General features: G+C 51.6%; 21 protein-coding genes. 7 read left to right on the top strand and 14 right to left on the bottom strand.

Annotated elements, in window-relative coordinates:
* The 3 genes from BZG83_RS07135 to BZG83_RS07125 all read right to left on the bottom strand — a co-directional run.
* The coding region (locus tag BZG83_RS07135) for a dicarboxylate/amino acid:cation symporter (protein WP_077479911.1) at window positions 1-1,030 on the bottom strand (1,030 nt) is incomplete at its 3' end.
* 247 nt (window positions 1,031-1,277) lie between these two features.
* Complete coding sequence (locus BZG83_RS07130) at window positions 1,278-1,682, bottom strand: hypothetical protein (RefSeq protein WP_069589189.1); 405 nt, start codon at window positions 1,680-1,682, stop codon at window positions 1,278-1,280.
* A 13-nt stretch (window positions 1,683-1,695) separates the two neighbouring features.
* The gene (locus BZG83_RS07125) at window positions 1,696-3,516 is read right to left on the bottom strand and encodes a S8 family serine peptidase (RefSeq protein ID WP_198536705.1); all 1,821 of its coding nucleotides are present in this window, start codon (window positions 3,514-3,516) and stop codon (window positions 1,696-1,698) included.
* Between the two features lie 271 nt (window positions 3,517-3,787).
* Here BZG83_RS07125 and BZG83_RS07120 point away from each other — a divergent pair, with 271 nt between their 5' ends.
* Both BZG83_RS07120 and yjjX read left to right on the top strand, forming a co-directional pair.
* Entirely contained in the window at window positions 3,788-4,669 is an 882-nt protein-coding gene (locus BZG83_RS07120) for a sterol desaturase family protein (RefSeq protein WP_077479909.1), read from the top strand.
* Window positions 4,632-5,147 carry an inosine/xanthosine triphosphatase gene (gene yjjX, locus BZG83_RS07115; RefSeq protein WP_077479908.1) on the top strand — a complete coding sequence of 172 codons (516 nt, stop codon included), beginning with the start codon at window positions 4,632-4,634 and terminating at the stop codon, window positions 5,145-5,147. Before BZG83_RS07120 ends, yjjX begins: the two co-directional genes overlap by 38 nt.
* 58 nt (window positions 5,148-5,205) lie before the next feature.
* Here the strand turns inward: yjjX and trpR are convergent, their stop codons facing one another.
* A complete protein-coding gene (trpR, locus tag BZG83_RS07110) occupies window positions 5,206-5,526 on the bottom strand; it encodes a trp operon repressor (protein ID WP_069589177.1) in 321 nt (106 codons plus the stop codon).
* Window positions 5,527-5,567: 41 nt separating this feature from the next.
* Window positions 5,568-7,574 (bottom strand): murein transglycosylase, encoded by a 2,007-nt coding sequence (sltY, locus tag BZG83_RS07105; RefSeq protein ID WP_077479907.1) that lies wholly within the window; start codon window positions 7,572-7,574, stop codon window positions 5,568-5,570.
* Between the two features lie 158 nt (window positions 7,575-7,732).
* Here sltY and ettA point away from each other — a divergent pair, with 158 nt between their 5' ends.
* The 3 genes from ettA to BZG83_RS07090 all read left to right on the top strand — a co-directional run bounded on the left by ettA (window position 7,733) and on the right by BZG83_RS07090 (window position 11,049).
* Window positions 7,733-9,400 (top strand): energy-dependent translational throttle protein EttA, encoded by a 1,668-nt coding sequence (gene ettA / locus BZG83_RS07100; RefSeq protein ID WP_077456225.1) that lies wholly within the window; start codon window positions 7,733-7,735, stop codon window positions 9,398-9,400.
* A gap of 213 nt (window positions 9,401-9,613) precedes the next feature.
* The gene (locus BZG83_RS07095) at window positions 9,614-9,994 is read left to right on the top strand and encodes a PilZ domain-containing protein (RefSeq protein WP_069589174.1); all 381 of its coding nucleotides are present in this window, start codon (window positions 9,614-9,616) and stop codon (window positions 9,992-9,994) included.
* A gap of 50 nt (window positions 9,995-10,044) precedes the next feature.
* Entirely contained in the window at window positions 10,045-11,049 is a 1,005-nt protein-coding gene (locus tag BZG83_RS07090) for a peptidoglycan DD-metalloendopeptidase family protein (RefSeq protein WP_069589171.1), read from the top strand.
* 72 nt (window positions 11,050-11,121) lie between these two features.
* Here BZG83_RS07090 and radA read toward each other — a convergent pair whose 3' ends face one another.
* On the bottom strand, window positions 11,122-12,498 hold the full coding sequence (gene radA / locus BZG83_RS07085; RefSeq protein ID WP_069589170.1) for a DNA repair protein RadA: 1,377 nt from the start codon (window positions 12,496-12,498) through the stop codon (window positions 11,122-11,124).
* Between the two features lie 123 nt (window positions 12,499-12,621).
* On the opposite strand from radA, the gene BZG83_RS07080 reads away from it, so the two are divergent.
* A complete protein-coding gene (locus BZG83_RS07080) occupies window positions 12,622-14,979 on the top strand; it encodes a PilZ domain-containing protein (protein WP_077479906.1) in 2,358 nt (785 codons plus the stop codon).
* Here BZG83_RS07080 and serB read toward each other — a convergent pair.
* Window positions 14,976-15,947 (bottom strand): phosphoserine phosphatase, encoded by a 972-nt coding sequence (gene serB, locus BZG83_RS07075; protein WP_077479905.1) that lies wholly within the window; start codon window positions 15,945-15,947, stop codon window positions 14,976-14,978. The genes BZG83_RS07080 and serB overlap by 4 nt on opposite strands.
* Window positions 15,948-16,077: 130 nt before the next feature.
* Between serB and BZG83_RS07070 the strand changes: the two genes are divergently transcribed.
* Window positions 16,078-16,671 carry an AhpA/YtjB family protein gene (locus BZG83_RS07070; RefSeq protein WP_077479904.1) on the top strand — a complete coding sequence of 198 codons (594 nt, stop codon included), beginning with the start codon at window positions 16,078-16,080 and terminating at the stop codon, window positions 16,669-16,671.
* Between the two features lie 90 nt (window positions 16,672-16,761).
* Here BZG83_RS07070 and BZG83_RS07065 read toward each other — a convergent pair whose 3' ends face one another.
* The 7 genes from BZG83_RS07065 to BZG83_RS17000 all read right to left on the bottom strand — a co-directional run bounded on the left by BZG83_RS07065 (window position 16,762) and on the right by BZG83_RS17000 (window position 23,233).
* Complete coding sequence (locus BZG83_RS07065) at window positions 16,762-17,982, bottom strand: phosphopentomutase (protein ID WP_077479903.1); 1,221 nt, start codon at window positions 17,980-17,982, stop codon at window positions 16,762-16,764.
* An 11-nt stretch (window positions 17,983-17,993) separates the two neighbouring features.
* Window positions 17,994-19,325 (bottom strand): thymidine phosphorylase, encoded by a 1,332-nt coding sequence (gene deoA, locus BZG83_RS07060; RefSeq protein WP_077479902.1) that lies wholly within the window; start codon window positions 19,323-19,325, stop codon window positions 17,994-17,996.
* A 61-nt stretch (window positions 19,326-19,386) separates the two neighbouring features.
* Window positions 19,387-20,163 carry a deoxyribose-phosphate aldolase gene (gene deoC, locus BZG83_RS07055; RefSeq protein WP_069589160.1) on the bottom strand — a complete coding sequence of 259 codons (777 nt, stop codon included), beginning with the start codon at window positions 20,161-20,163 and terminating at the stop codon, window positions 19,387-19,389.
* A 383-nt stretch (window positions 20,164-20,546) separates the two neighbouring features.
* The gene (locus BZG83_RS07050; protein ID WP_069589159.1) at window positions 20,547-20,717 is read right to left on the bottom strand and encodes a XapX domain-containing protein; all 171 of its coding nucleotides are present in this window, start codon (window positions 20,715-20,717) and stop codon (window positions 20,547-20,549) included.
* A gap of 113 nt (window positions 20,718-20,830) precedes the next feature.
* Complete coding sequence (locus BZG83_RS07045; RefSeq protein WP_077479901.1) at window positions 20,831-22,117, bottom strand: NupC/NupG family nucleoside CNT transporter; 1,287 nt, start codon at window positions 22,115-22,117, stop codon at window positions 20,831-20,833.
* A gap of 209 nt (window positions 22,118-22,326) precedes the next feature.
* Window positions 22,327-23,097, bottom strand: a complete 771-nt coding sequence (locus BZG83_RS07040) for a TatD family hydrolase (protein WP_077479900.1) — start codon at window positions 23,095-23,097, stop codon at window positions 22,327-22,329.
* The gene (locus tag BZG83_RS17000; protein ID WP_232112125.1) at window positions 23,090-23,233 is read right to left on the bottom strand and encodes a DUF5363 domain-containing protein; all 144 of its coding nucleotides are present in this window, start codon (window positions 23,231-23,233) and stop codon (window positions 23,090-23,092) included. Before BZG83_RS17000 ends, BZG83_RS07040 begins: the two co-directional genes overlap by 8 nt.
* Between the last annotated feature and the right edge of the window lie 106 nt (window positions 23,234-23,339).

Below are 23,339 nucleotides of genomic sequence, written 5' to 3'. Positions count from 1 at the left end.
TAATAAAGATCATCACAATGCCGGTCGTCGACAGGTCAATCCCGAACAATTGTGCGAGGAACACCGCAGCAATGCCTTCAAACAACGCGGTGCCATCCATGTTCATCACCGCGCCCAACGGCAAGACCATGCTCGCGGTCGACGGAGTGACCTTGAGCTCTTCTTTGGCAGCCTGCATCGAAACGGGCAGTGTCGCAGCACTGGATGAAGTGGCAAACGCCATCGCCAGTGGTGCAGAAATGGCGCGAAACAGACTCACAAAGCCAATACCACCAGCAACGCGTGCAATAAGCGGCAACACGATCAGTGCATGAACCATCGTGAGTCCAAATACCAAGGCGGCGAAGCTAAATAGCTGGCCGAATAGATCGTTATCCCCTTTATGGGAGAATTGGAAAACAATCGCAAACACAGCAAACGGCGCCAGCTTGATAATGCCTGCCAYCATGGTGTTAATGCCTTTATTCAGCCCGCGAATGGTCTCGAATAATGGGTGCGACTCTGGCAGCGCGACAATCAGCGAAATGCCGAACAAGATGGTGAACACCACAATCGCCAACAGGTTACCCTGAGTCACCGCGGCAAACGGATTCACCAACGCCATATTAATAAGTTTGGTGGCAATGGCTCCGGCTCCCGCTGCATCTTGGTTGATAAAGCTAATGCTCTCATCCACAGGCGGTGCATTGGTGAGCGGTTGCCATTCGGGCATCATCAGCGCTGCGCCAAGACCAATGGTGATCGCGATGGTGGTGGTAAAGCCGTAAAACAAAAGTGTTGCACCACCTAAGCGCTTAAGGCGAACCACATTGCCAATATTACTGATCCCCTCCAGTAACGAGAGCAATACCATCACGCCGACCACGGCTTTGAGTAGACCGATATAACTGACCTTGGCAAGCATAAGCAATGGATACCAAGTGGTCTGTTCTGCGTTTTCAATGGGGCCGAATACCGTGCCCACCAGCCAAGCCAGTGCGGCCGCCACCGCAATTTGCAATGGCAAAGAATGTCTAAGGGTTTTCCACATTGTCTTTTCCCTAATCACAGCGTCATAGCTGCATAATGATGATTTATCTGCATTTTTGTAGCGAATTGGCGACAAATCATAGCAAGTAGCGGAATTCAGCTCATGTAAAAGTTATGAACAATCTGGAATAACTAGTAACAAAATGGTTGGTTGGCGAATGAGGCCACACTTTTCACTGCAAATACCAAGAAAGCGCAAGATAAAAAAAGCCCGCCATGACGGCGGGCTAGGGATCACCACAAAGCCATTATTGGGGGCGTTGGTTTTGTGGGTTGAGCTCTAAGTTGACGGGGGTATCTAGCTCTTGGTTCAAGGCTTTTTCGAGTTCTGCCACATTGGTGCCCGGTGTGGCTTCAAGTAGGGCAACGCCCTCTAGGTAACTCACCAAACTTAAACCGTATTTTTGAGCCAGCTCACTCGCGTGCGCTTCGGTTGCTTTGACCAAAATAGAGCCAGTAACAGTCAAAGGCGTGCTTTGCGCGGATACAGCGACCTTATCGCCAACCATCACGCCCATTTGTTCACCGCTCATGCTGCGAGCGCTGTTGGCCGTATCCACCACCACGTAGTCTTGACCGTTCAATTGCACGCTACCTGCGCTAACACTCAAGCTAAAGCCCATGATAGCGAGTGCTGAGATCATCTTTTTCATACTTCGTCTCCTATTAACCACGGTGACCGATAACACGCAGTGACCATTGGGTCAGTTTGCCATCATCGCGGTTGTTGGGCATGGATTTAACCTCGCCACCTAAGGTGTACTGGCGTGTATCACCGTCAGTATCCGTGACATAGAGCGTCCACTGACCTTGCGATGCTTCACCATTAAATTTGTGCGATAGCATTAAATGGTCGGTAAAACCTTCTGGATAGGTAGGATCCAGGGTGTTTGAAAGCATACTGTTACGTGGTGACATCAATACGCTGCGAGTCCCTGAGGGCGACTCTAACTCAATGAGCAAATCAGACATACGGCTGTGCTCAATTGAGGTACGCACTTGTACCGCCTCAATAGTGAGGTTGTCGGCCACTTGCACACTGTCTGATGTCGCCACCGCCCCAGCATCGGCTATCGCAAGCCCAGTTTCACCCTCTTGGTTGTGATAAGACCACGCCCAATCCGTGAACACTTGTGCAGGAAGTGGCTGATATGTCTTCGCCGCATCGAGTGCCGCATTGACATCAATCAAACCAAACCCGTAGGTTGGGCTATACCAACGCCCCGCAGCATTTTGTTTCCAGCCTTCTAGGCCAGTCACCGTGCGCTCACCACCACGTGCTGTTTGATAGGTTAAAAGAACATCAGCATCGTCTGCATCAACCCGTGTCGCGGTCGTCGCTAATAGATGACGAATATCGCGCTGCGATAGGTTCGGGTAGGCTGACATCATCAACGCAAATGCCCCTGAGGTATTTGGCGCGGCGGAAGACGTCCCGTTCATCACGCTGTTGAAATCACAGGTGTTGTCTATCTCCGTGCCACCGTGCAGGTCGTGCGAATCGTAAGGAATACTATCATCACGGTTATATCCCATCGTACAACCGGTGAGGTCCGTGGTGATATGAGCGGGTTTATTGGTGCCATACTCCCCACCCGGTGCAGTCAGGAACACATTGCTCCCGACCGACGAGTAGGAAGAACGTTCGCCGTCTGCATTGAGCGCGCTGACCGTGACGTTCCAATAATTCGCATTATCAGACGATTGGTTGCTGTTCTGCCAAGGCAACCCGTGGTTCCCGTCGACAGGACCGAAGCGCTCACGATTAAATGAGGTACGCTTATAACCATTTCCCGCTGATTTGATGAATACCGCCCCCAGTCCGCCAAAGGCTTCCGTGCTCATTTTTTTGTATTGGGCATTCTGGCGACCATCATAGCTCATTGGGTCATCGCTGTAGGGATAGCTGCGCACCCCGGAACCACCATAGCTTTGGTTGAATATACGGACATCATCCGAATAGCCTTCACGGCCATGGCTGATCTCCCATGCATTCTGGCTTTGATATTCGAGGTAGTTATAACCTTGCAGGTTGGCAAGCGGTGCGACCCCCATACCACCAAGGCCGTTATCTCGCACTGCGGCGATGATGCCTGCGACTGAGGTACCATGTGCGGTATTACGATTACTCCAGCCTTCTGGCGTCGGATCATTGTCACGATTGACAAAATCGTAAGATTTACCTGCTCGGACATTGGCCGCCAAATCTGGGTGACCAACCTCCAACCCATCATCCACAACAGCGACATTGACGTTTTGGCCCAGAATAGCCTGTCGGTGAGCCCACCAAAGGTTTAGGTCGTTCCCCGCTTGCCCACCTTCGCGGGCAAAGGCTTTTTGACCACTGTTGAGTAGGTGCCACTGCTGCGCTGTAAATGGGTCATCACCCGGCAAACAGCGCTCTGCACTGGTGCGGCCAATATCAACAGGCTCATTGCCCGTTAACGCCACACAAGCTTGTGGATCGGGCTCGACAGAATCGGGCAATGTATGCCGCCAAACGGCGTGGTCGCAATCAGGTATGCGCGGATCCCCCATAAGCTGCCAATCACTTAGCCACTATTGTATTGGCAATGCGGTCTCTACCCCTAGTGAACGGCGCGCCAAGTACACATCATGCAAACTTGGGTCATCGGCCTCTCCTTTCACTGCATTGTCATTTTGACAGCCTAGATCTCAAATGCGACTTCATCCAACTCCGTTCGATGGGCGAGTGCTGCCGTTATCACGTATCATAAATCAACCCTAAGGAGCTTTTATGAGTTGGATTGAAACAAACGAGGCCATCTTCCGGCTGAGTGTGTTTGTCGCCGTGCTGGCGGTGATGCTACTCGCTGAGTGGCGCAGGCCAAAACGCCCCCTTACCAGAACACGGCGAGAACGCTGGCGTGGCAATATTAGTTTGACGGTGTTTAACACCCTAACGCTACGCTTGTTTGCCCCGCTAACAGCGGTCGGTACTGCGGCTTGGGCTCAAACCCATCATGTGGGCGTGTTCAATGTCCTCGSTCTGCCCGAGGCATTCGCGGTAATAGTGACACTGGTGCTGATGGATTTGGCCATTTGGTATCAACACAAGCTATTCCATCAATGGCCTTGGCTATGGCGTTTACATCTTGTCCACCACGCGGACATGGACATTGATGTCACCACAGGAGCACGTTTCCATACCGTAGAAATTTGGCTTTCCATGCTGATTAAATGTTTAGTTGTCATGATGCTCGGTGCGCCTGTGATGGGGGTGATCCTTTTTGAGACCTTGCTAAGCGGCATGGCCATGTTTAATCACAGCAATGTCGCCGTGCCCARACAGATAGATGAGTGGTTACGCCGCGTTATCGTTACCCCCGACATGCACCGGGTGCACCACTCGACCCGTTTTCATGAGTGCAATGCCAACTATGGTTTCAATCTGTCTTGCTGGGACCGCTGGTTTGGCACCTATGTGCCACAACCGCGTAAAGGCCATAAAGGGATGCGTATCGGCTTAGCCGAAGTCAGCCAAGCCACTGACGCCAGTCATATTTTGGGGATGCTGCGTTTGCCTTTGCGTTGGCGTATACTTCAGCGCGCCTATCAAAATAACAAGGAGACGCAGGCGCATGAGCCAAGTCATCGTCACATCCAAAAACCCCGCTAAAATCGCCGCCGTTGAAGCTGCCTTTCGTGATGTTTTTCCTGAACACCCCTTTACGTTTACCGGTGTCGCGGTCCCCAGCGACGTGCCAGACCAACCCATGACAGAGAAAGAAACCTATGCCGGTGCCTGCAACCGTGTTCAGCATGCCAAAGCAAAATACGAAGGGGATTTTTACGTCGGGGTAGAGGCCGGATTAGACCACCAGCATACCTTTGCATGGATGGTAATCGACGATGGGACGACACGCGGTGAAGCGCGCTCAGCCTCTCTACCGCTGCCGCCAGAGGCACTGCGCGCATTACACCATGGCGAGGAGCTGGGTGATGTGATGGATCGTATGTTCAGCGAGCAGAACGTGAAGCAAAAAGGCGGTGCGATTGGTATGCTCACCGGGCATCGCTTAACGCGCTCAAGCGTTTACCATCAGGCACTTATCTTAGCCTTGATTCCTTTTCTGCACCCTCACCTATACCGCTGATAAACCAAGAAAAAACGGAGCCCGAAGGCTCCGTTATCAATAAAATAGTGGCGTTCCGCTAGTCGGTATGCGCTTTCTGCTCTGCTTCGCTTTTGAGTAAACGCGCCAGCCACGCTTTACTGTCATCATCAAGGCGTTTGAGCTCATTGGAGCCGCGCGTCACGGTAGCGATGCCAACCCCCAGCAACTGACTCAGTTGGCGCTGGCTCATTTTACCTTCCAATAGCTCGTGTAAAATATTGATCCTCGCGACCAAGGTATCACGCTCATCTGGCGTCAGTAGCGCCGTCAGCAACGCATCATCATGGCCATCTTGTCCGGCACGACGCACTAAAGCGATAACATCTTGCCACCCTGAAAATGCAGGTGATTGCGACATGGTTTCCTCTCACGGTTAACGTCAGTGCGGCAAGTGTACCATTAATAACGTTTCGCTAACTCGTTGGCCCGTAAAAATTGAACCGGCTCCCCCAATAGCTGACGGTAATAGATTTCAAACATCAGCACATTTTGTACATAATGACGGGTTTCATAAAACGGGATCGACTCGATAAAAGCAATCGCGTCCATATGGCCTTGCGATCGTTCCAACCAGCGCGATACCCGATGCGGCCCCGCATTATAGGCAGCAAAGGCTAAGATGCGATTGCTCTCAAAGCGATCTAGCATCATTTTTAGATAGCCACTGCCAAGACGAATGTTCACCCCAGGATCGCTTAAACTCGCCGGCCCTTCGTAGTCATAACCAAGCTCCCGCGATGTTTCTCGCGCCGTCCGCGGCATGAGCTGCATTAAGCCCCGCGCGCCAACATGAGACACCGCGTGAGTAAAGAAGGCACTCTCTTGCCGAGACAACGCCATTAACGTGGTTTTATCCACCCCTCGCTCACGGCTGAAAAACTCAAACCACCACTGATGGGCAAGCGGGAAACGCAACGATAAGTGATCCCACATTTTTCCGGCGATCGTTGCCTGCACCGCCAAGTGATACCAGTGCTTTTTACTGGCGTATGCCGCCAATAACGCAATTTGCGCATCGCTGGCGCGGTTGAGGACGTAATACCATTCACGTTTCGCGGCATAGATTTTGTTCAGCGCAATCAGCTCATCCACTCGCGCTAACACATCTTTCACTGGCATCAGCCCCTCTTCTTTGAGGACAGCTGATCGGGAAGGGATATGAATGGCTTGATCCAAATGCTGCGCCGCAGCGACACTGTAGAAGTTGCGCTCTCCCACCATATTGGCGAAGGCGCGATTGGCTTGCTCACTATCCCCTAACTCGAGCTGAATGCGCGCATCCCAATAGCGCCACTTCAGCGATTGCTTCTCGTTATCACTGAGTAGCGACAGCCACGCATTGAGCGCGTGCCAATCATTGTCCAATAACGCCAATCGAAAGCGTCGCTCAATCAAGCCATCGTTGTGGGTATTGCGCAGCATGCGATCGCGCCACCCCGCAAGAGCAGGATCGTCATCATTCATCAATTGGCTGATCAGGTAATCGGCAATTTCTTGGCGTTCACGCTTATCATAATGTTGCCCTTCAACCGTACGACGAAACTGACGAATGGCTTGCGCTTCGTCTTTACGCGACAAGCGTTCAAATGCCAGTCGGGTTAGCTTTTGGTTAAAAGGCGTCACCTGACTGCGCTTGGAAAAATCAGCGACGTTCTCAGGCTCATCATAAAGCGCCAGTACCTGCGCGCCTTGTGGCTGATAAGACGCCGGTAATTGGCGATTTAAATACCGCATCAGGCTACGGTTACGTGCTTCAAAGGTTAGTAGCATCCGCTGTAATACCAGCTCTCCGGTTAAGAGTTTTTGCTCAGATAAAAAACCGAATAAGGGATCGCAAGCGCTGTCTACCGACTGACCCGAGAGATAAAGCGATTTCGCCCCACTGCGTGCTAATGCGCGGTTACCAGCCTGACTGTGGGCGTAATAGTACTGGCACTGATAACGCTCACCACGCGGGACATCGGTCTGGAAAGACACCAAGGTTTTCCATTCCCCTCGATCGGCAAGCAAGGTCAAATAGTCGGCCCGCAAACTGTTTACAAAAGGCAACGAACTGTAGCGGTTGATAAAGTTAGTGACCGACTTGTGCGACTTTAATGACAAATTGCGAGTAAAGTCACGATAGTCCAAATAGGGATAAAGCGGGTAATCGCGAAGCTGGCCCTTTAAGGTACGAAAGCGCTTGAGATCACCACGCTCGATGGCGTCGATTGCGGCCTCATATTGGCGCTGTTGCGGGGTCAACTCGGTGCCGTCTGGGGTGGATGAGGCCAACACCGCCGGCGCGGCAAAGCTGGATGTCACTAATACGCCTGACACTAAAGGGCGTGAGAAGGCACGGACACAGACGACAGCGAGACGATACGCTGCGCCATATGACCGGGAGAAGGCAGTGAGTAATTCCATGTCAACGGTTGCTCCTGTGTTCCTAACATCGAGTAGACAACAGCCTGGAAGGCAAATTCCCTCGATGTTAACGCCTGAATATGACGATCACTGTTAAACTTGGCAAAGTTAACGTTAGAATAGCGTCTTTCACTCCACAACTATTAACGCGAGCAGAAATGGCTGAGTACGTATATACCATGTCGCGGGTGAGCAAGATCGTGCCACCTAAGCGCCAAATTCTGAAAGATATTTCTCTATGTTTCTTCCCCGGCGCCAAGATCGGTGTGTTGGGTCTAAACGGTGCGGGTAAATCGACCCTATTGCGCATCATGGCCGGTATCGATACCGACATTGAGGGTGAAGCCCGTGCGCAACCGGGCTTAAAAGTGGGTTATCTGCCCCAAGAGCCGGTATTGGACGAAGACAAAACGGTTCGTGAAACCGTCGAAGAAGCGGTTGCCGATGTTAAAGACGCATTGAACCGACTCGATGCAGTTTACGCGGCTTACGCTGATCCAGATGCAGATTTTGACGCCTTGGCGCAAGAGCAAGGCGAACTGGAAGCCTTGATCCAAGCAAAAGACGGTCACAACCTCGACAACGCCCTTGAGCGCGCCGCTGATGCCTTGCGTCTGCCTGAGTGGGATGCACAAATTAAGCACCTTTCGGGTGGTGAGCGCCGTCGTGTCGCCATTTGTCGCTTGCTCCTTGAGAAACCAGATATGCTGCTTCTTGATGAGCCAACCAACCACTTGGATGCCGAATCTGTTGCATGGCTTGAGCGCTTCTTGGTCGATTACACCGGTACTGTAGTGGCGATTACCCACGACCGCTACTTCTTGGATAACGCTGCTGGCTGGATTCTGGAGCTTGACCGTGGTGAAGGTATTCCTTGGGAAGGTAACTATACCTCTTGGCTGGAACAGAAAGACGTTCGCTTGAAGCAAGAAGCGTCACAAGAAAAAGCACGTCAAAAAACCATCGAGAAAGAGCTCGAGTGGGTGCGTCAGAATCCAAAAGGACGTCAGGCCAAATCTAAAGCGCGTATGGCGCGTTTCGAAGAGCTTAATACGTCAGATTATCAACGCCGTAACGAGACCAATGAGCTGTTTATCCCGCCGGGTCCACGCTTAGGCGACAAGGTTATTGAGGTGAACAACCTCACCAAATCCTTTGGGGATCGTGTCTTGATTGACGATCTGTCGTTCAGTGTGCCTAAAGGGGCCATCGTCGGTATTATCGGTCCAAACGGTGCAGGTAAATCGACGCTGTTTAAGATGCTAAGTGGCACTGAGCAACCAGACTCAGGCACCGTGGAAGTGGGTGACACCGTCCAATTGGCATCGGTGGATCAGTTCCGTGACAGCATGGATGACAATAACACTGTCTACGACGAGATCTCAGAAGGGGCGGACATTATTCGCATTAACAACTTTGAGTTGCCAGCGCGCGCCTATGTGTCACGTTTCAACTTTAAAGGGAGCGATCAGCAAAAACGCATCGGTGAGCTTTCCGGTGGTGAGCGTAACCGTGTCCACCTTGCCAAACTGCTTAAAGCAGGCGGCAACGTGCTCCTTCTCGACGAACCGACTAACGACCTTGACGTAGAAACCTTGCGTGCACTCGAAGAAGCCCTGCTTGAATTCCCAGGCTGTGCCATGGTGATCTCGCACGATCGCTGGTTCTTAGACCGTATTGCAACCCATATTCTTGACTATCGTGACGAAGGCCAAGTGAACTTCTTCGAAGGTAACTTTGCTGAATACACCGATTGGTTGAAGAAAACCTTAGGGGCGCAAGCCGCTGAGCCGCACCGCATCAAGTATAAGCGCGTCGCCAAGTAATTGCCGCACGACAGCCCTGCTAGGCGGGCTGAGGTGGCTATCTACCATCTCAGCCCCAGCGGGGCTTTTTATGCTTCCTAAACCGTATTGTCTCCGGTACATAGCGCAATAAAGGTAACCAAACGTTGCAAAAGTGAGACAAAACGTCTAATTCCCGTGCCAACTGCACCCCATTGCCTACACTGAAAACAGACATCTAGAGGAGATGCTGTCATGTCAGAGCGTAGAAAATATTCCCGCGTGATGTATCGTGCCCCCGCGATACTCAAACAGGATGGTCGTGAATGGCACGCACACGTACTCGATTTATCCCTAAAAGGCGTGCTACTTAGCTTGCCCAACAATTGGGAATCTGACCCTGAGCGTAAAGAGTTCGACTTGGTCTTTTTTCTCCATGATTCAGAAATAGAATTAGACATGGAGTGCATTCTCGTGAACAACTGCGCGAATTACTTACATCTTTATATCGATCACATTGACATTGATAGTGCCAGTCATTTAAAAAGGCTCGTTGAACTTAACGTCGGCAACGATGAACTTCTCCATCGCGAGCTCGCACAACTGACTGACCATATGGCGGAGCCACAAGCTTAGTGCCCGCGCGGTCATGGACGGTATTAAATGCAGGCCAGCAGTAGCCAGTCATGACAGATCACATTCATATCGCCGTCACGCACCCTAATGGCGTGAAGCACTTTACCCTCTGCCCCACTCGTAAAAAGGTGGTGCAGACGCTTGCGCTTGTGTTGCTCGCACTGCTCACCGTCACCTTTGCCAGCTTGTACTTTCTCTCTGCACGCTCAACAGAGGCCGAAGCCGCCGTGGAACGTTTGCGGGATGAACGGGCGGCGCTGAATGCGGAATTAGCGGTACTGCAACAAAAACGGGATGAGTTAACCGCGACCATTGAAAATAAAGACGTTGAACTCACTGCGCTCACGCAACGCGTGGTGACCGTCGAGGATATGCTGGGGTTAAACTCGGTCGCCAAAGACGCCTCACTCACTCACCGTTTAGACGTCGCGGCCATTAACTCTGCAGTGCGATACACCATGTTGCAGCTCATTCCCAACGGTAAACCGATTGAAAGCTATCGGCGCTCATCCGGATTTGGATCACGCACACATCCAGTCACCGGCAAAGCCAAATTTCATATGGGATTAGATTTGACCGCAGACAAAGGCACGCCCGTTTATGCACCTGCAGATGGCGTAGTGGAATACGTACGCCCGAGTCGCAAAAAAGGCTATGGCAACTTTGTCAAAATCGACCATGCTTTCGGCTTTATGACCTTGTACGCACACCTTGATAAATTCAATGTGCGCAGTGGTCAGTTCGTGAAAAAAGGCGATCTGATTGCTTGGTCCGGCAACACTGGCTTATCGACAGGTCCTCACCTGCACTATGAAGTCCGTTTTTTGGGACGCGCGCTGGACCCGCGCCGCTTTATTAAATGGAGCGCTGAGAACTTTGATACCTTGCTGGAAAAAGAAAAACGTGTGGGTTGGGGCCATTTAGTTTCGGTAGTAGAAAACTTGGTAGAAACTCAGGTTCAGGTCGCCAATATGCCCGACCCCGAGCCACCGCTAAGTACCGCGCAACAGCGCGAGGCGGATTTAGACGTGACGCCTACCAACGTATCGATGTAGTCACTCAACAAAGCTCACAGAGTTCGGCTCCCGGGCAGCAAGACACGTGAGCTTTGTTGTTTATCACTGCGGTTAGAGGTCTTCCAACACATCCAACGCATCAGACAGCTTGCTTACCCCAAAGACTTGCATGCCCTCAAGCGGCTGCTTTGGCATATTCGCTTTCGGGACGACCGCTTTTTTAAAGCCGTGTTTCGCCGCTTCCATCAAGCGCTCTTGACCACTCGGCACAGGTCGAATTTCACCGGCCAAGCCCACTTCGCCAAAGACCACCAAATCACGGGGTAAAGGCCGATCGCGAAAGCTTGAGATCAGCGCCAACAACAAAGCGAGATCGGCACTGGTTTCGGTCACTTTGACGCCACCCACCACATTGACGAACACGTCTTGATCCGACATTTGCAGCCCGCCATGTTTGTGCAACACCGCCAACAATAACGCCAGTCGGTTTTGTTCTAAACCCACCGCGACACGACGAGGATTGGCTAACTGCGAATAGTCGACCAGCGCTTGTAGCTCTACCAACAAAGGCCGTGTCCCTTCCCATACCACCATTACCGAGCTTCCCGACGTCTGCTCCTCGCCACGCGAAAGAAAAATCGCCGAAGGGTTGCTGACTTCTTTCAGCCCTTGCCCGGTCATCGCAAACACACCTAATTCATTCACCGCCCCAAAGCGGTTTTTGTGGCTGCGTAAGGTTCTAAACCTACTATCACTTGAACCATCGAGTAGAATCGAACAGTCAATGCAGTGCTCGAGCACTTTCGGGCCGGCCAAGGTGCCGTCTTTGGTCACATGGCCGACCATAAATATCGCCACATTGTGCTGTTTCGCGTAGCGCGTTAAAGCGGCGGCTGACTCTCTCACTTGAGAAACGCTACCCGGTGCCGATTGCACATCACCAACATGCATCACTTGAATGGAGTCGATGACCATGATTTTAGGTTGCTCTTTCTTAGCAACCTGACAAATGGTTTCTACACTGGTTTCGGACAATAGCTTGAGTTTATCTTTGGGAAGCCCAAGTCGGTCAGCACGCATCGCAACCTGTTGGAGTGACTCTTCACCGGTGATGTATAACGTCGGTAAGTGCTGCGCCAAACCCACCATGGTTTGTAATAGCAAAGTACTTTTACCGGCGCCCGGGTTGCCCCCAATCAAAATGGCCGCGCCAGGCACAATCCCACCACCTAGGACACGGTCTAGCTCTTTAAAACCACTGCTCAGGCGTGGCACTTCTTGCAAGTCAATCTCTTGCAACGTCTGTACTTTACCTTCAGCACTCCCCGCGTAGCCGGCATATTTTTCGTTGCGCGCGACTTGAGGGGACGCGGCAAGGCGTACTTCTGTGATGGTATTCCACGCACCGCACGCTGAGCATTGCCCTTGCCAGCGGGGAAAATCAGCGCCACAGTCATTGCACACGTAGGCCCGTTTTGTTTTTGCCATTCGCACTCCAATACGTATGATGTCAGCTAATTCACAAAATGATTGCTATCTTATTAATTATTCCCAAACTTTTTTGATAGCGTGCCGCTACAAAAGCAGGCCAATACTTTAACAGACTTTGCCATGAAGCAGGATGATTACCAGGGACTGATTGAGCAACTGCTTCCTCTTTCCCAAACCCCAAAATTTGAGGTGCTGCTCGACAAGCTAACGGCTAACGAGCCGAACTCTGCCAAGCTGCTGATCAAAATGGAGATCAGGCGGCTGATGGCGCCGTGCAATCGCACCATTGATTTGCGTGGAAAAGTCGATGGCGAATGTCACGAATATGACTTGCATGGCAAGAAGCATTGGTTGGACGACGTCGCCATTAACTATTACTACGAGCGCTTGCCACTTTATAATGGACAACTGACCCAAGGGTTATGGGAAGATCTACACAACACCCCAAATAACTTTCGCGTCCAACACGAGAAAGCCAAGCAGAACCAGCAAAAAGGGCAAGGCCCAGTCACCGATAGTGCCCAAACGGCGTTATTACCCGAGAAGCTGACCTTTGGCAGCTATCTATCACGCAGCGAAAGTCGCATTCACTATGCTACGCAAGTCTTGATCACCTTGCAGTCGGGCCAGGAAGTTCACGGGACCACCAGCGACTTATCAAACTCAGGCTGCCGCGTGCGCGTCCCCGCCGCCTTTGACTACCCGCCAAGCTCAGAAGTCACTGTCCGGTTTGCGGCGTTAGCAAAGAAGTATCTCGACCCTGATCTTGAAGATGGCTTGAGCTACCGCATTATTGGTGTGGACCAAAACAATGATAGTACGAGCAATGCTTGGTTACGCCTGCGTCTTGATACCAGCAGTGACGCCATCAAACGGGCGTTGGAGTCAGAGATGGCATCGCCAGACTTTCGCGGTAAACAAGATGGGGAAGATAAACTGCTGACCCTCAAGCTGCAAAGCTATGAGCAGTCTTTTTTGCATCACACCAGCGTACTGCCGCTCTATTTTGCGCAAGATAAAATGGCGTACGTGCTTAAAACGCGGCAAAACCACAGCCTTTGGGATTACTGGCATGATGAACGCAACCAGCCTGTGATCAATCACCTTTTCGACCCACAACGCCTTTCATTATTACAAGTCGAAGGGGCGGCCAATAGCCAACTGCTGCTTTACTGTTTTTATGTTGAAAAAAATAAACGTCGCTTTTTCTACTCAGCCTCCCCCAGTGAGATGAGTGTGGAAGAACGCCAGCTGTTTTGGAAATTAGGGGCCAAGCGGGCATCTTGGCGGGCATTTAAAGTGACCATGTCGGCCATCACGGCTGCCGATATCGAACGACTGCAGGATGTATCGCCAGACTGGCTCAACAAATTGAAGACGTTGACGCACGTAGCACTGGTACAGGATGTGACACATCATGATGCGCAGCAGGCCTATTTAAGTCACCCCAAACCCGAACGCTCAAGCCAAGCACTGCGCCGCTTTTTACATGAGCGTAATCCTGTGAGCCAAGCCAGCTTAATTTCCTCCGATATGCAGCCGCAGCGGCGTGAGCCACGTTATCAATACCGCTCTAAGGTCTCTTTGGTGCATGCTGAACAGGGGGTTATGGAAGGCGCGCTGTTGGATTTTTCCTCGGGCGGACTGAATGTTGCACTCAAGCAGCCCTTTCAAGGGGCAAAAGACGATCTGATCTCTGTCTCTCTCGATGCCTTTGTGAAGATCGACCGCCGCGCGCCTTTGGTAGATATGCCTTATCAGGTTATCCGAGTCAGCCCTAAACGCAATAATATCCAGCTAAAGCTGGTCAACGAAGCCCCGAATACTCGCCGACGCCAATACTTACGCCGTTTGATTGAGCACAACCAAGAAAAACTCACCGTGTTGGATGAGATCTTACCCGATCCGCCACTGGTGCGAGCTATGCACCAACTATTGCTGACCCGGCTCACCGTGCAGCCTTACTTTATACGCCGAGACAATGGCGTACTCTCGGTATCCGCGGTCGGCATTAACCTACCACCGAGCCGGTTGCACCGATTACTGGAGCGCGCCGGTGGAGGGCGGCAGATTTCCTTCTACCCCTTGTTTGGCGACAAAATTCATACGCGCACGCATGAGGTTTCTCGTCCCTCTCAACCGCAAAAAGAACTGATCCGCGAATACTATGTCTGGATGGACATGCAAGATGAAGTCGTACGCAGAGTGCATACCTTCGCGGATAGCGAGTTTGAGTCCGACGATGCCCGCCGCAAGTTTATTGAGCTAGCTCAGCGCGGAGGACTATTTGCCGTGCTGCGCAACCGAATGGCGCCGCTTGCTCATGCGGAACAAGAAATCAATCCCGAAAAACTCGCGGCATTGTTAAAACGCGATACCCACAAAGCGCGCCAGCTCGAGGATGAGTTTGCCGCACTGTGCGCGTATGGCGAGCTGGTCGATGTCACCGATGAGGTGCTGATGCGCCTTGGCTGTTAGCGGGTCTGCCAACTGATACGTCCCTCGCGCAAGCTTGCCGATAGGATACAAAGCACACCGCCTAACCAAGTATGTTTCACCGCCGCTTGCGCTTGGGCGTTGACCATCGGCTTAGCATGGTAGGCGACGCCAAGCCCGGCGGCGTTCATCATGGGTAAGTCGTTGGCACCATCCCCGACCGCAAGGGTATTTTCTGCTGCAATATCATATTGTTGTGCCAGCATCGTCAGCACGTCTGCCTTTCGCTGGGCATCGACCACCTGCCCTTCCACTTCTCCCGTCAGCTTTCCGTGCGCTATCGAGAGTTGGTTGGACTCGGCATAATCCAGTGACAGCGTGTCTTTAAGGTGATCAGAGAAATAGGTAAAGCCACCAGAGGCAATTGCCACCTTCCAGCCATGCGCACGCAAACTGGCGACTAAACGCGCCATATCCGGCATCAAAGGCAACGTGGATTTCACTGACGCTAGGATTTGGCTGTCCGCGCCTTTCAACGCGGCAACACGCTCGCGTAAACTAGCTTCAAAGTCTAGTTCACCCAGCATGGCACGTTCTGTCACCGCGGAGACCGCATCCCCGACCCCCGCTAACGCAGCTATTTCATCAATACATTCGATTTGAATCGCGGTTGAATCCATATCAAACACCGCAAGACCCGGCTGACTGAGATCTGGCAGACCGTGCACGTCCGCACAATCTAGGCCAAGCAAATGGACAATGGTTTGATGCGCATCGGTTAATGGCCCTGCCATTAATAAGACTTCATAGGGCCCCACTCGCCAGCCATCAATCGGTGTCACCGCTTCGCCGGTAAAAAAACCAATATCATCAAGCTGGCGCGGGTCTAACAGCTCACCAAAGAGCACCCATCCACCTTGACGTCGGGTATAGCGACTGTAGGTCGACAACGATGGGAAACGTTGATAAAGCGTTGGGGTGCGGTAAATTTTAAAGGGCGTCGCGTCCATGGTTGTAGGCGTCCTTGCGGCCAAAGCCGTCGATTGAATAGTGAATGAATCGTATTGAGGCTGTGATACCATAAAACCAGCACTGAGCTCCAGTGCAATTTATTCTGGCGGTTTAGCTTTTGAGGTGGCTATGTTTACGGTTTCGCGACAAGCACTGCGACGCGTGGTGAAATGGGGGATCTTGTTCAGTGCGATCGCTGCAATTGCGGCGTTGATGCTTTACAGCACGACATTAAGCCAGCGCCAATATCAAGCGCTCTACCAACAAACGGATGAACTGGCACAACTGATGACCCGTCAGATTGGCGCACAAGCCTACGACGCCTTGGTGGATAAGAACTATCAGCCATTACAAACTATGGCCGACGCCTTGGTCAAAGAGCCTCTGATCCGCGATGCGAGTTTCTACCGCCTAAACGGTCAGGCCGTGGTGCACTCGGCTAATGCCCTGCCACTCGAAACGGCGGTTGGATTAACCACACCGCTTGGGTTAGAAAGCCGCGGCCGTCAGCAACTCATGGCCCCCATTAGCCGAGAGGGCGATGTAGCAGGCTTTCTCCGTCTCACGCTAGAACATCAGGCGGTCACAGAAAAAGCCCATCACCAATTGCAAGAAAACATGAATCAGTTTCGTACGCTGTTAGTGCTCGCGATTCTGTTGGGGGCATTGCTGGTTGGCATGCTCAAGCGTCGCGACGGCCAAACTCCATTACTTCCTTGGTAATCCAACTCAGCGACGTACGCGCCTCAAACCTCACCCATAAAAAAAGAGATGGCCTAAGCCATCTCTTTCATGGGTTAATCCCCGTCATCCTTACAGGAAGGATTGTCCATAGTCCATCGGCGACGTGCCAAAGTAAGTCGCCAGCGATTGGCCAATATCGGCAAAGGTTTCTCGGCGACCTAATGACCCCGCAGGTACCTTGCTGCCATAAACCAGAGCAGGAATGTGCTCACGGGTATGGTCAGTGCCCGGCCAAGTCGGATCACAGCCGTGGTCGGCAGTGAGGATCAAGACATCATCTTCTTCCAGCATGGCCATGATTTCTGGCAAACGCGCATCGRAGTATTCCAAGGCCGCAGCGTAACCAGCCACATTACGGCGATGACCATATGCAGAGTCAAAATCAACAAAGTTGGTAAAGACTAAGCTGTTATCACCCGCATCTTTGATCGCGTCTTTGGTCGCGTCAAACAGCGCTTCAAGGCCTGTCGCTTTGATCTTTTTGGTGATCCCGCAATGGGCGTAGATGTCAGCAATCTTACCAATCGAAATCACGTCACCGCCTTTCTCGTCCACGATTTTTTGCAATACCGTGGCCGATGGTGGCTCAACTGACAAATCACGACGGTTACCCGTACGCTCAAATTGGCCTTTGCCTGGGCCCACAAATGGACGCGCAATCACACGACCAATGTTGTAGTCTTCCAGCTCTTCACGCACGATTTGGCACAGCTCGTACAGATTATCGAGGCCATAGGTTTCCTCGTGACATGCGATTTGGAACACAGAATCTGCAGAGGTATAGAAAATCGGCTTACCGGTTTTCATGTGCTCTTCGCCCAAATCGTCCAGCACTTGAGTGCCTGACGCATGACAGTTACCCAAATAGCCCGGCAGCTTGGCACGCTCGACAATACGATCCAGCAGCGCTTGCGGGAAACTATTGGTCTGGTCAGTGAAGTAACCCCAATCAAATAGTACGGGTACACCGGCAATTTCCCAGTGACCAGACGGGGTGTCTTTGCCAGATGACAACTCTTTCGCGTGCGCATAAGCACCGATGATCTCTGCGTTGGCATCTAGCCCTTCAGGGAAGTAACCCGATGATTCTTCACATGCCTTACCTAGACCTAATTTGGTCAGGTTTGGCAATGAAAGCGGGCCGCTGCGGTCGGCATTATCCGCTTCGCCTTTGGCACACGCTTGAGCAATGTGGCCCAAGGTATTAGCACCTTGGTCACCGAATTTAACTGCGTCTTCAGTGGCACCAATACCAAATGAATCTAAAACTAATACTATTGCGCGTTTCATGATCGCCTCCGTTAGACGTCTTCTAGGCTGATGCGACGGTAAACGTCTGGCGTCGCACTGGGCGCCGTATCAGCCACTTTTACTGCGGCTCGCACCGCATTCGCCGCTTGTTGCCATTGCTCTTCAGTTTGAGCATGGAGCATGGCGAGCGGTGTTTGCCCGTCCACGTGTTGCCCCAGACGAATCATTTCGTTCAGCCCAACGGCATAATCAATTTTATCGCTAGCAACCCGACGGCCGCCACCTATTTCTACCATAGCCATGCCCAATGCTCGGGTATCCATGGCACTGACTATACCTGAATCCGTCGCGTAGACTGGTTTAATGATAGCGGCGGTAGAAAGATAGCGCTCCGGCGACTCAACAAAGTCACGCGGACCGCCCAGTCCAGCCACCATTTTGGCAAAGCACTCAGCCGCACGGCCACTGTCTAGTGCTTCATCCAGTTTCTGTTTTGCGCTGTTCACATCGTCTGCAAGCCCGCTAATCACCAGCATATCCGCACACAGTGCCATAGTGACATTGTACAAGCGTGGATTGCGGTATCGACCGGTCAGAAAATCAACCGCTTCTTTGACTTCTAGCGCATTGCCGGCAGAGGATGCCAACACTTGGTTCATGTCGGTTAACAAAGCGCTCGTTTTCGTACCTGCACCATTGGCAACCGCCACAATCGATTTGGCAAGCGCCTCGGAATCTTCATACGTGGGCATAAATGCCCCCGACCCCACTTTGACATCCATCACCAATGCATCTAACCCTGCCGCCAGTTTTTTCGACAAGATAGAAGCGGTGATCAGAGAAATGTTGTCCACGGTTGCAGTGACATCGCGGGTCGCATAAACGCGTTTGTCCGCAGGCGCCAAAGACCCGGTTTGACCGATAATCGCAACGCCAGCATCACGTGTGACATCACCAAACACTTGGTTGCTCGGCATGATGTTATAGCCGGGAATCGATTCCAGTTTATCTAGCGTTCCCCCCGTGTGTCCTAAACCTCGGCCGGAAATCATGGGCACATAACCGCCACATGCTGCTACCATAGGGCCAAGCATTAATGAGGTCACATCACCGACACCACCGGTCGAATGTTTATCCACCACGGGACCATCAAAATTCATATGTGACCAATCGATGGTCATTCCCGAGTCACGCATTGCACATGTCAGAGCAACACGCTCATCCATGGTCATGTCGTTGAAGTAAATCGCCATCGCAAAGGCGGCAATTTGCCCCTCTGAGACCGACTCGTCGGCCACCCCTTGAATAAAGGTATAGATTTCTTCTTTGCTTAACGCGATGTTGTCACGTTTCTTACGAATAATTTCCTGAGGTAAGATCATCCATCCTCCTTACCGGCAAGACAGGGCAAGCAGTCACTTGCCCTGCGAACATCACTAAGGATTAGTAGCCGCCTTGTGCCGCTTTTTCACCTTCACCCAGCGTATGTAATAAGTTCGCTAACAAGCTTGAGGCGCCAAAGCGATAGTGGCGACTGTCTGCCCAGCTCTCGCCCAAGATACGATCCGCCATCGCGAGGTATTGCTGCGCATCCTCAGCAGTGCGTACACCACCGGCTGGCTTAAAGCCCACTTTATCCGCGACACCTTTGTCTTTAATCACGTTCAGCATAATTTCTGCCGCTTCTGGCGTAGCATTCACCGCCACTTTACCGGTCGAGGTTTTGATAAAGTCAGCGCCCGCATCAATTGAGATTTCAGACGCACGCTTGATAAGTGCGTCTGTTTTCAGTTCACCGCTTTCGATGATGACTTTTAGCAGCGCTTGATCGCCACAGGCAGCTTTGCATTGTTTGACCAGTTCAAAACCGATCTCTTCGTTACCCGCCATCAATGCACGATAGGGGAAAACAACGTCAACTTCATCGGCGCCATAGGCAACGGCCGCCTTGGTTTCAGCCACGGCAATATCGATATCATCATTGCCGTGAGGGAAGTTAGTAACGGTGGCGATGCGCACCTCAGGGGTGCCTTGCTCACGCAGCGCTTTTTTTGCCACCGGAATGAAACGGGGATAGATGCAGATCGCAGCCGTGTTACCGACTGGTGATTTCGCGTTCTGACACAAAGCGATCACTTTTTCATCCGTGTCATCATCATTCAGTGTGGTCAGATCCATTAATTTCAGTGCGCGTAGGGCTGCGGTTTGTAATTCGTTCATGGGTATCTCCAGTCCTCATTCTTTTGCCAAACAGTTATGGGTTGGCCACTGTGTAAACAACCTATTAGCAGGTTGCCGTTCAGCGGACTTGGCTCCTTGAAGTTTGAGGCTGGACATCTCGCCGCCTTCAACCAACCATCCTTGTTGCCGCGTGCAAACGTGATGTGTTTGCGTATTCCGCCGTTGGACGTTCTAGATTGGGGCTAGCCACACCTTGTTGCTAACCATAAGAGGAAAATAAGGGATTGTGGCACCCTCAAACTATGACGGTGTTCACTTATTTTACCAACGCCATCCAAGCAAAACTAGATTTTACCGTTTCTGTTGAAATACACACTGTTGCCCACCAGCACCAATCGCAAAGATGGAGAATATTTAGCCGGTTAAGAAAAGAAACGCTCCACCACCCACTGGTAACCAACGCCTCCCAAATAGACACCGACAATCCCCATTATTCCTGATAACACCGGTGGCGCGGGGATAGGGAGTTTAATCGCACTGAATAACACTCCGACCAAAAAACCTGCTACAAGTGCCAGTAAGACTTCCTGCATAGTGTTTCCTTATTTTGTTGATAGATATCGCACTAACTAAGTATGGCCACCAAAAATAAAAACGCCACACAGTCTCCTGCGTGGCGTTTTTGATGACACATGGTTGGGGGAAATTAACCCATCATGGTCAAGGTTAGGAACAGACCAGCAATGGTTGCAGACATCAGGTTAGATAGCGTACCTGCCGCAACGGCTTTCATACCAAAGCGTGCAATGTCTGGACGACGGTTTGGCGCAAGGCCACCCAGACCACCTAGCAGGATGGCTACCGATGACAAGTTTGCAAAGCCACACAATGCGAATGAAATGATCGCTTGTGTTTTCTCTGTCATCAGTGCACCTGTTTGCGCGACTAACTGACCGTTTTCACCTAGGTACTGGGTGAAGTTCAAGTAAGCGACGAATTCGTTCACAACCAGTTTCTGACCGATGAAAGAGCCGGCAACGATGGCTTCTTCCCATGGCACACCAATCAAGAAGGCAAGTGGAGCGAAGACATAACCTAGGATTAGCTCAAGCGTGATGTCTGGATAACCGAACCAGCCACCGATGCCGCCTAGCATGCCGTTAATCAGTGCAATCAAGCCGATGAATGCCAGTAGCATCGCGCCCACGTTTAGCGCCAGTTGCATACCTGATGATGCACCCGCTGCGGCCGCGTCAATCACGTTCGCTGGTTTATCAACACCTTCAGCAGTTGCATCTGCCATTTGCTCGACAGGCTCTTCCGTTTCAGGCTTGATGATTTTCGCAAACAGAAGACCACCCGGTGCCGCCATAAAGGATGCCGCGATGAGGTACTCAAGTGGCACGCCCATTGATGCATAACCGGCCAGTACACCACCAGCAACAGAGGCAAGACCACCACACATGACGGCGAACAGCTCAGATTGAGTCATACGCGGTACGAATGGACGAATCACCAATGGCGCTTCAGTTTGACCCACAAAGATGTTAGCGGTTGCTGACATAGACTCGGCACGTGATGTACCTAGTGCTTTTTGTAGGCCACCACCCAGTACGTTGATCACAACCTGCATGATACCTAGGTAGTAAAGTACGCTGATCAATGATGAGAAGAAGACGATGACAGGCAGAACTTTCAGCGCGAAGACGAAACCGCCACCGCCGAACAGTTCAAACATTTTGCCAGAAACCAGCCCACCGAAGATAAAGCTGATCCCTTCATCACCATAGGCGATGACGTTGGCAACGTATTGTGATGCACCGTACAAGATGTCACGACCCACGTCGACATACAGTACGAAGGCACCGAAAAAGAGTTGGATAGCGAATGCGCCACCCACGGTACGGAGGTTAATCGCTTTGCGGTTATCGGAGAGAAGGACTGCAATCCCCAGCAGCACCATCATCCCTACCACGCTCATCAGCAGGCTCATAGTTTTGGCATCCTCAAAAATAAAAATTGGCGTCTCGACAAAGTGGAATTTGGTTTCCGGGGGGGATTATACGCATGCAAATCACATTAAAGTAATATTCCAGTCACAGTTCGCTGTAAAACTATTCTGTAATGCATCAATAAGTATGACTTTGATCTACTTTTGTGAGCTTATACGAGTGCAAACGTTTGGCTTTAGATGATAGCGGCTTATTTAAGACTAAACAATCGCTCAGCATTGCCTGATGTTTCAGTCAATAGACGATCTTTATCACAGTCTTTTAACTCACAGAGAACGTCTGCCACCCGAGAAACCTGTGCTGGGGTATTGGCTTTTCCTTGAAACCCTGCCAAAGGCATATCCGGCGCATCGGTTTCCAGTAACAGGTGTGAGAGGGGTAAATGTTGAATCGCTTGACGGGTCTTATTGGCACGCGGATAGGTAATGGTTCCGCCCACGCCCAACATCAAACCCGCATCGATAAATTGTTTGCCTTGCTGCGTACTACCACTAAAGGCATGAAGCACGCCGCGAACCCCAGGATACGCTTTAATCACACGCAATAATTGGTTATGGGATTGGCGACTGTGCAAAATAATGGGTAAATCATAACGGCGAGCCAGCCATAATTGCCCTTCTAGCAAGGCGTGCTGGCGCTGCTTCATCTCAGCGGTATTCGCGACAAAATAGTCCAAGCCGGCTTCACCAACCGCCACGCAAGATAGCGGCCGTGACACCAGCGCGTCTTCTAATGCGGCAAGACTCGAGTCGGTGTGCGTGTCGACAAAACAAGGATGCAGCCCAAGCCCGGCATAGATGCCAGCAAAGCGCTCCGTCAACGCTAATACCGCCTGCCAGTTTTGTTCACTCACGCTGGGCACTATCATCCGCGTGACGCCCATCTCACGTGCCGCTTGCCAATATTGCGCGGGCGCTTGGTTAAACGGAGAAAAATCAAAATGACAATGGGTATCAATCATGCTTGTCAGTGCGATTTATCTGAGTATGTGATTCGCGTTTCACCGGCACGCAACTGCGTCGGTTCTCAGGAGTGAGCCCCATGCGTTGGCACCAGGCATCATAACGCGCTATCCACCTTTTGATGGCCAAAGCTATCTTCATCGCTGTCCTCTTAAAAGTAAAATGCCGCCCTATACAGACGGCATTATAGAAGGTTTGACCCTCATCCGCAGGGAGCCTCACCCGCAGGGAACGAGCTAGC

The organism is Salinivibrio sp. PR919, from assembly GCF_001995355.1.
Taxonomy (GTDB): domain Bacteria; phylum Pseudomonadota; class Gammaproteobacteria; order Enterobacterales; family Vibrionaceae; genus Salinivibrio; species Salinivibrio proteolyticus.
This window is presented reverse-complemented; position numbering and strand designations above follow the sequence as displayed.

Bases quoted from the DNA above. Each gene is read 5' to 3' on its own strand.
- trpR (WP_069589177.1), bottom strand. From the start codon at position 5,526: ATGTCGCAATCACCTGCATTTTCAGGGTGGCAAGATGTTATCGCTTTA.
- radA (WP_069589170.1), bottom strand. From the start codon at position 12,498: ATGGCAAAAACAAAACGGGCCTACGTGTGCAATGACTGTGGCGCTGAT.
- ettA (WP_077456225.1), top strand. From the start codon at position 7,733: ATGGCTGAGTACGTATATACCATGTCGCGGGTGAGCAAGATCGTGCCA.
- deoA (WP_077479902.1), bottom strand. From the start codon at position 19,325: ATGATCTTACCTCAGGAAATTATTCGTAAGAAACGTGACAACATCGCG.
- BZG83_RS07080 (WP_077479906.1), top strand. From the start codon at position 12,622: ATGAAGCAGGATGATTACCAGGGACTGATTGAGCAACTGCTTCCTCTT.
- BZG83_RS07095 (WP_069589174.1), top strand. From the start codon at position 9,614: ATGTCAGAGCGTAGAAAATATTCCCGCGTGATGTATCGTGCCCCCGCG.
- BZG83_RS07090 (WP_069589171.1), top strand. From the start codon at position 10,045: ATGACAGATCACATTCATATCGCCGTCACGCACCCTAATGGCGTGAAG.
- deoC (WP_069589160.1), bottom strand. From the start codon at position 20,163: ATGAACGAATTACAAACCGCAGCCCTACGCGCACTGAAATTAATGGAT.
- BZG83_RS07040 (WP_077479900.1), bottom strand. From the start codon at position 23,097: ATGATTGATACCCATTGTCATTTTGATTTTTCTCCGTTTAACCAAGCG.
- BZG83_RS07050 (WP_069589159.1), bottom strand. From the start codon at position 20,717: ATGCAGGAAGTCTTACTGGCACTTGTAGCAGGTTTTTTGGTCGGAGTG.
- BZG83_RS07070 (WP_077479904.1), top strand. From the start codon at position 16,078: ATGTTTACGGTTTCGCGACAAGCACTGCGACGCGTGGTGAAATGGGGG.
- serB (WP_077479905.1), bottom strand. From the start codon at position 15,947: ATGGACGCGACGCCCTTTAAAATTTACCGCACCCCAACGCTTTATCAA.
- BZG83_RS07045 (WP_077479901.1), bottom strand. From the start codon at position 22,117: ATGAGCCTGCTGATGAGCGTGGTAGGGATGATGGTGCTGCTGGGGATT.
- sltY (WP_077479907.1), bottom strand. From the start codon at position 7,574: ATGGAATTACTCACTGCCTTCTCCCGGTCATATGGCGCAGCGTATCGT.
- BZG83_RS07130 (WP_069589189.1), bottom strand. From the start codon at position 1,682: ATGAAAAAGATGATCTCAGCACTCGCTATCATGGGCTTTAGCTTGAGT.
- yjjX (WP_077479908.1), top strand. From the start codon at position 4,632: ATGAGCCAAGTCATCGTCACATCCAAAAACCCCGCTAAAATCGCCGCC.